Source organism: Fusibacter sp., from assembly GCF_057447755.1.
On record NZ_JBVBZF010000176.1, the window covers coordinates 1 to 7,310 of the forward strand.

5 protein-coding genes are annotated in these 7,310 nt (G+C 37.9%); 3 read left to right on the forward strand and 2 right to left on the reverse strand.

Annotation, left to right across the window (positions count from 1 at the left end):
* The coding region (locus AC220I_RS15475) for a sigma-54-dependent Fis family transcriptional regulator (protein ID WP_486724762.1) at positions 1-1,205 on the reverse strand (1,205 nt) is incomplete at its 3' end.
* A 244-nt stretch (positions 1,206-1,449) separates the two neighbouring features.
* Between AC220I_RS15475 and AC220I_RS15480 the strand changes: the two genes are divergently transcribed.
* From AC220I_RS15480 to AC220I_RS15490, 3 genes are read left to right on the forward strand one after another with little or no spacing between them, the layout of a single operon-like run.
* A complete protein-coding gene (locus tag AC220I_RS15480; RefSeq protein WP_486724763.1) occupies positions 1,450-2,751 on the forward strand; it encodes an ABC transporter substrate-binding protein in 1,302 nt (433 codons plus the stop codon).
* Positions 2,752-2,767: 16 nt separating this feature from the next.
* Positions 2,768-3,847, forward strand: coding sequence for an HD-GYP domain-containing protein (locus AC220I_RS15485; RefSeq protein ID WP_486724764.1), 1,080 nt, complete (start codon positions 2,768-2,770; stop codon positions 3,845-3,847).
* A 10-nt stretch (positions 3,848-3,857) separates the two neighbouring features.
* Positions 3,858-6,869, forward strand: coding sequence for a response regulator (locus tag AC220I_RS15490; protein ID WP_486724765.1), 3,012 nt, complete (start codon positions 3,858-3,860; stop codon positions 6,867-6,869).
* An 86-nt stretch (positions 6,870-6,955) separates the two neighbouring features.
* Here AC220I_RS15490 and AC220I_RS15495 read toward each other — a convergent pair.
* Positions 6,956-7,310, reverse strand: a 355-nt coding sequence (locus AC220I_RS15495; protein ID WP_486724766.1) for an ABC transporter ATP-binding protein, incomplete at its 5' end; no start/stop codon positions are given.

Below are 7,310 nucleotides of genomic sequence, written 5' to 3' on the forward strand. Positions count from 1 at the left end.
TTTATAAAAACAAAAGAGTTGTTTTTTCTTTGTGATTCATTGTGAATACCCTGCGCGAACATCTCCTTACCAGTTCCACTTTCGCCATGTAGCAAAATTGTCGCATCTGTCATAGCCACAAGTTTGGCTAACCTAATCGAATCATTGATTTCTTTACTATCACCCAAGATATCATCAAAGGTGTAGATTGCCTTAGAACCAAACAACTTGTTGACCTGCGAGTATACCTTTTTGGTTTCCCTTATGGTAATAAGATACTCTTTTATGCTTTTATCTTGAGAATAAATGGGCTTAAACGAAATCAGAACGGTGCGCTTTCTGCCATTTGAAAAAAACTGTAGCTCTTTTTCTTCGTTTGACGATGTCTCCTTTTTTATCATTTCGAGAACAGGCTTTTTAACGATATCATCTATGTGCTCCCCAACCATTTCATCATAGGTTTTCCTAAAGAGCTTCTTGGTGAAATAGTTGATGTCTGTTATGATGCCTTCATAGGTTATGGTCATTATGCCTTCGGAAATGGTTTGCATGATTGCATCTAGATGTTCATTTGCCCGTCTTAGCTCACCATTTCTCTGATTGAGCTTGAGTTCATGCTCAATGGCAAGAGAGGATGCCAAGACCATACCGAGTGTATGAGGGTGCACCATTGAACACTCACCCGACATACTAAGAACCCCTAAGACGTTTCCAAACTCGTCTTTGATTGGTGCTGCTGAAGTGGTTTTTTTATGATAGGCCTTTCTATAGTGTTCAGCACCCAATACTTGAAGTGCAACACCCTTTTTAAGGGCAATGCCTATGGCATTTGTGCCAACCTGTTCTTCAGATATATTCTTACCCGTGTGAAGCTGAAGCTCTGAAAACACATTTTCATCTCCCAAGCTTGCCATAATAAAGCCATCGGCATCCGTAAAGCTCACTACCATACCAATCTCACCCACTGCATCATAGATCATTTCCATAAATGGGAGTGCAATGTCCAAAATTGGTTTGAATACATTTTTTGTCTGTTCAAGTTTGTGTCCAGTGAGTTCTATCTTAATTTTGGTGCTAAGAGGGTCAACGCCGTACTTCTTGCTTCTATGCCATGAATCTATGATTTCTCTTCGCATAACAGAAGCATCTACCTCACCAGTTTTAATGAAGTTTTCCCACTCTTTTATATATTGACTATTCCCCTGCAGCATTTTCTTAGACGGCAATATATTCACTCCTTCAATTTGAAATCTAATTGCGATTTAGCTTGCTCAATAATTGTTGTGTCTATTTTATCAAAGTATTAAGGTCAGCGAAATAAAAATGCCTTATTTTTATTTCTTTACCCTTAAAAGTTTTTCAATAATAAGCAAGCACATGTTATCGCCCTATACTAATTGGGTATCTAGACTAAGAATCTTATATCTTTTTTAATGACCCTTTCAAGTAATCTAACAGGAGGTGTCACAGATGCGTTCTAAAAAATACATATTGATGTTACCCACTTTATTATTTATTATACTGTCTCTATTATTGGTCTCTTGCACCCCTTCCACTCCCCCGGAAGAAACGGTTTCAAAGAAGCCACTGTATTTCCGAATTACATGGCCTGACTACTCTGGTCGCGGCAATGCCATTAAGGCTTTTGCAGATGAGTTCAACCAAACTTATTCCTCAGATTATGAAATTCAAATCCTTGGTGGTGACGAAAACATGACCGACATCACTTCAATGCTCCAAGACAATGAAAGGCCTATGATTTATGCTCTGCCATACCGTCTTGTCAAGTACTATGGCGAGATGGACAGTCTAACAGACTTATCAGATGTTTTCTCTGCATCATCGGATAACTTTTATCCGGAAATTTGGAAACTTGGCAAAGTTGATGATCAAGTGTACGGCATCCCCTGGCTTGGACATTCAATCTGTCTAATTTACAATATGGATCTTGTGAAGGCTGCAAATATTGACCTGCAGGCATTGGATAGTCTCGATGCACTTGTTTCCGCTTTGGAGGCAATTGAAACATCAACCCAGGCAAAGGGCATTGGTTTAGTTGGTGCTGACCATAATGACGTATCATGGATGGTAAACCAATTTATTTATGCCTTTGGTTCTAAACTGGTTGATGATCAAGGGAAGCAAGTTGTCATTAACACGCCACGCACGGTTGAGGCAATTCGTTTTTATAAGGATACACTTGGTCATTATGCACAAGCAACCTGGCATGAAGATACGGGGGTCGAGGTGATGAACTATTTTAGAGAAGGCAAAATTGCCTTTGAATTTCAGGGTATTTGGGGTGTGACAGATATTGATAAAAACATTGCCCCCTTTGAAATTGGTGTAATTCCCCTAACTCAAATCGGTTTAAAACCTGAAGTGGGTCCTATTATGCTCAGCATATCCAAAGATATGCCTGAAGATATGAAAAGTGTCTCTATAGACTTTATAAATTATTTAATTTCACCTGAATCTCAGAAAAAGGTCTTTAAAGGTGAATATAGCCCTGAGCACGATGCCTATTATCCATTTAGAGTGCCCATGCGTAAGGACATAGCGGAGTCTATGACTTCAAGCGAATATACGAAGTATCTGCCCTTCCTCAGCGGCTTTAATGATCCAAGTATCGATGTCCCTGTTTCAAAGTGGCAAATTATCAAGGAAGAATATTACCAGCCCGGTTTACACAAAGTCTTAAACTCTGAGTTGTCCATAAATGATTTTCTTGACCAAATCGAAAATGAGGGCAATAAAATACTCAATCCTTAACATAGGAGGCATTGCGATGGATATTAAAATTTTAATCGTCGATGATTCAAATACAGATATAATTCTGATTAAAAGCATTCTAAATGGATACACACTCATCACCGCTAATGATGGGGTTGAAGCAATGCAAATACTAAATACTGATGACAATATCGATATCATGATCCTTGATTTAAATATGCCAAGAATGGATGGTTTTGCTGTTCTTGAAGCCATGAGATCTATCCCAAGCTTAGGCAAAATTGCAGTATTAATTTTAACCAACTACGATGAACTTGAAAATGAAATAAAGGGCCTTGAACTTGGTGCAGTTGATTATATCAGAAAGCCTTTAAACCTTGAATCTTTGCAAAGAAGAATTCAAATTCATGTTAATCTCAAAAGAGCAAGTCGTGCTCTGGAAGAAATTAATACAAAACTTGACCATACAGTACAGGAAAGAACTGAAGAACTTCTACTCACAAGAAGTATCACCATCAAAGCACTTATGAACCTACTTGAAATTCGCGATTTAGAATCCAGCAATCATACACACCGAACCCAGTGGATTATTAAATTGCTCTGTGAACATTTGAGGATGAAACCTGAATATAAAGAACTTCTCACCGATGATTATATTAAGGAAGTTTTTGAAACAGCACCCCTTCATGATATCGGAAAAGTTGGCATACCTGATTCAATCCTTTTAAAACCTAGCAAACTTTCCGATGACGAGTACGAAGTTATGAAACAACATGTCGAAATAGGGGCTAATGCCCTTAAAATCGAAATGAAAACCGAACAAATCCCCAGTTTTGTAAAAATTGCCATGGAATGCATTTGTGGACATCATGAAAAATTTGATGGTTCTGGATATCCTCACGGGCTCAAGGGCACAAAAATACCACTACCGGGTAGACTTATGGCAATTGCAGATGTCTACGATGCTCTTATTAGCAAACGTGTTTATAAAGAAGCATTTAGTCATGAAATTGCGCTTAACTATATTCTTGAAAACAGTGGTAAACACTTTGATCCAGACATCGTTGACGCCTTCACAGAAATTCAAGACGAAATTCGTTTAATTGCCATTAAATTCAATCAATCTCAACAGTAAGGAGGCGCTCATGAAGTTTTATACCAAAACACGATTGCTTCTGATTTTTCTAATCCTATTTATGCTTCACTTTCAAATCATGTTTACAGCTTCTGATAACTCAGCATTACCTCTAACGCCTGATGAAATTGAATTTATTGAAACACATCCAGTGATTTACCTAGCAGTGGACCCCAAGTTCTATCCATATGAATTCCTTGATTCTGATGGCAATTACAAGGGCATTGCTGCTGATTACATAAAGCTCATTTCTGAAAAAACAGGCCTGCAATTTGAAGTTACTAAAAATCTCACTTGGGAAAAAGCATATGAAAAAGCTGTATTAGGCGAGTTGGACGGTTTATCATGCGTCTTGAAGACCAGTGAAAGAGAGCATTATTTTCTGTTTTCTGACCCTTATTTTGATACCTATAGGGTTATTTTTGTCAACAATAAAAATATGGAAATTCAGTCTTTTAACGACTTAAAAGGCAAGCGTATTGCAGTACAAAAAAACAGTTCCCATCATAGTTATTTGACAGACTATCCCGATTTAAGTTTAACCCTTTATTCAACCGTTGAAGAGGGCTTAAGAGCAGTCTCAGAAGGAAAAGAAGATGCTTTTATCGGAAACTTTGCAACCTCTAATTATATTGCTAAGGAAATTGGGATTACAAACCTAAACTATGTAACTATTGAAGATCAGCTGCCCCAATCACTTCACTTTGCCATTCGAAAAGATTGGCCAGAGCTTATTAGTATTATCAATAAGGCCTTGGCAAATATTACTAAGGAAGAGCAAATTACCATCAATAACACTTGGATTGGGGTTGACAGCAAGGTCAATTACAAATTAATTTATCAAATAGCAAGCATCATTGGAACGATTGTGCTAATTGTCTTTATCGTTTCTTCATACTGGATATTCAAATTAAAAAAAGAAGTCCGTTTCAGAAAGCAGGTAGAGGCCGATTTAAAAGTCGCAAAAGAAGAAGCTGAATTTGCAAACCAAGTCAAATCCATATTTCTGGCGCGAATGTCTCACGAAATAAGGACACCCCTTAATGCGATTACTGGCATGTCATATATTCTGAGAAAAACAGACCTTACTACAACCCAAAAACTTTATTTGGACAAGATTACGCGTGCATCAAAGGATATGCTCAGCATTATCAATGATATTCTAGACTTTTCAAAAATCGAGTCCGGAAAGATTGAACTCGAAGCGATTAACTTCAATTTAGATGAGATTATTGAGCAAGTCATCAATATCGTATCCTATAAAATAGAAGAACAACATATTGAGTTTTCTATGCACAAGGATGCCAGTATTCCAACATTTTTTATTGGCGACCCTAAAAAAATAGGTCAAGTACTCCTCAACGTCGTCAACAATGCCTTAAAATTTACCAAAGACGGTCAAGTGTCAATTGTCATCAGACTTGTTGCAAAAGTCAAAGATTGTTATATCATAGAATTTTCAATCAAGGATACCGGTATTGGTATGTCTGAAAAACAATTGGAACAACTATTTGTACCCTTTAGTCAAGCAGACTCCAGTATTAGTAGACGCTTCGGTGGCACTGGTCTAGGCATGTCCATCGTCAAGAACTTCATAGAGCTTATGAACGGAAAAATAGATGTATATAGCGAACTGGGTGTCGGCTCAACATTTAACATCCAAATCCCTCTTGAAATGGACTTCAATAAAGACTATGAGGCACGAAAAAGCCAAGCAGCGCTCTATTTTAAAAACATCAGAGCTCTCGTTTTTGATCAGTCTCATTTCTATACAAACTTACTAAGAGAATACCTACAATCCTTTAATATCGTCGCGGATTTTGCACAGACAGAGGAACGCACAATAGAGTTTTTAGAAAAATCAATTCAACTTGGTAGCAAACCCTATAATCTCCTTATCGTCGATTATGAATCACCAGAAGCAAACGGTATTGAATTCTGTAAAAAACTAAGAGCAAAAATTATTATGGCCGATTTCCCAAAAACAATACTACTCGTGCCACTAGCGCGAGATGATTTATATGATACGCTTGAAGCGGCATCATTAAATCTAGGCATCGCGAAGCCCATTATCCCTTCTGTGCTCTATAATGGCATTGTGGAATTGTTTAAGTTTAATATTATTGAGATTCACAACCAAACCGCTCAAGATATACTCACTGAGCCTGAAACTTCTGATTTTCCTTATCACATTCTTGTGGTCGAGGATAATTTGACCAATCAGTTTATCGCTAAATCATTATTGGAACAAAGCGGCTATGTTGTAACATTGGCTGATAACGGCGAGGTAGGCGTCAATTATTTTAAGGCGCATTCAGATGACTTTCATCTTATATTAATGGACTTACACATGCCCGTCCTCAACGGTTATGAAGCAAGTGCACAAATCCGACAGATGAATCAAGATATCCCAATCATCGCGATGACTGCAGATGCGGTGACAGGTGTCAAAGAAAAATGTCTCAATTCAGGCATTACACACTTTATAACAAAGCCCTTTGAACCTGAACTCTTTGTGAAGAAGATCAAGACTGTACTAAGTTCTACTATTCATTCGCAAGAACTTCTCAAGTCACCATCAAAGGTACTTTCTAGTGATCCTGGAAATATTAAGACACAATCTTCGGGGCCAGAATATTCTGATCAAACACCTCAATTCACTTTGACCGCTGATAAGATTCCCGAAAGAATCCTAGACTATGAGAGCGGCCTCAAACTTATCGGAGGCAACCGCGAACTCTATCAAACCATTCTAAAAAGCTATTGGGATGAAAATCAAGACGTTCTTGAAACATTGACGAATGCCATTGACCAAGGTCAATATCACGAAGGCATCCAAATTATACACAAAATTAAGAGCAGTTCAGGCAGCATTGGTGCCAAATTACTATATGTAACTGCAGTATCTCTTCAAAGGGCTTTAACGGATGAGGATACAGATCAGATTAAACTTTATTATGATCAATTTAAAAAAATTATCGAAAAGCTCTTTGTAGAACTAAAAGATATCTGTACCCCTTAAAAAATAAAACCTCCCTTGGTCGATCAACTTACCAGGGGAGGTTTTTACGAGAATACCCTTTCGAGCATCAAGTGGCTAATGTTTTACTAGCCTCCTAAATAGGCTTTTCTAATACTATCGTCATTAAGCAGTGTCTTTGCATCACCGGACATGGTTATCTTACCGGTTTCAAGTACATAAGCACGATCTGCAATCTGTAAAGCCTGATTTGCATTTTGTTCAACGAGCAATATTGTTGTCCCGCTTTTTTTGATTTCTTGAATGATATTGAAAATTTCTTGCACCAGCAAGGGGGCTAAACCCATTGAAGGCTCATCCATTAGCAAGAGTTTAGGTTTTGACATCAAAGCCCGTCCGATGGCAAGCATCTGTTGTTCACCACCGCTTAAGGTTCCTGATAGCTGATTTCTTCTCTCGCGAAGTCTTGGAAAATATTCAAAA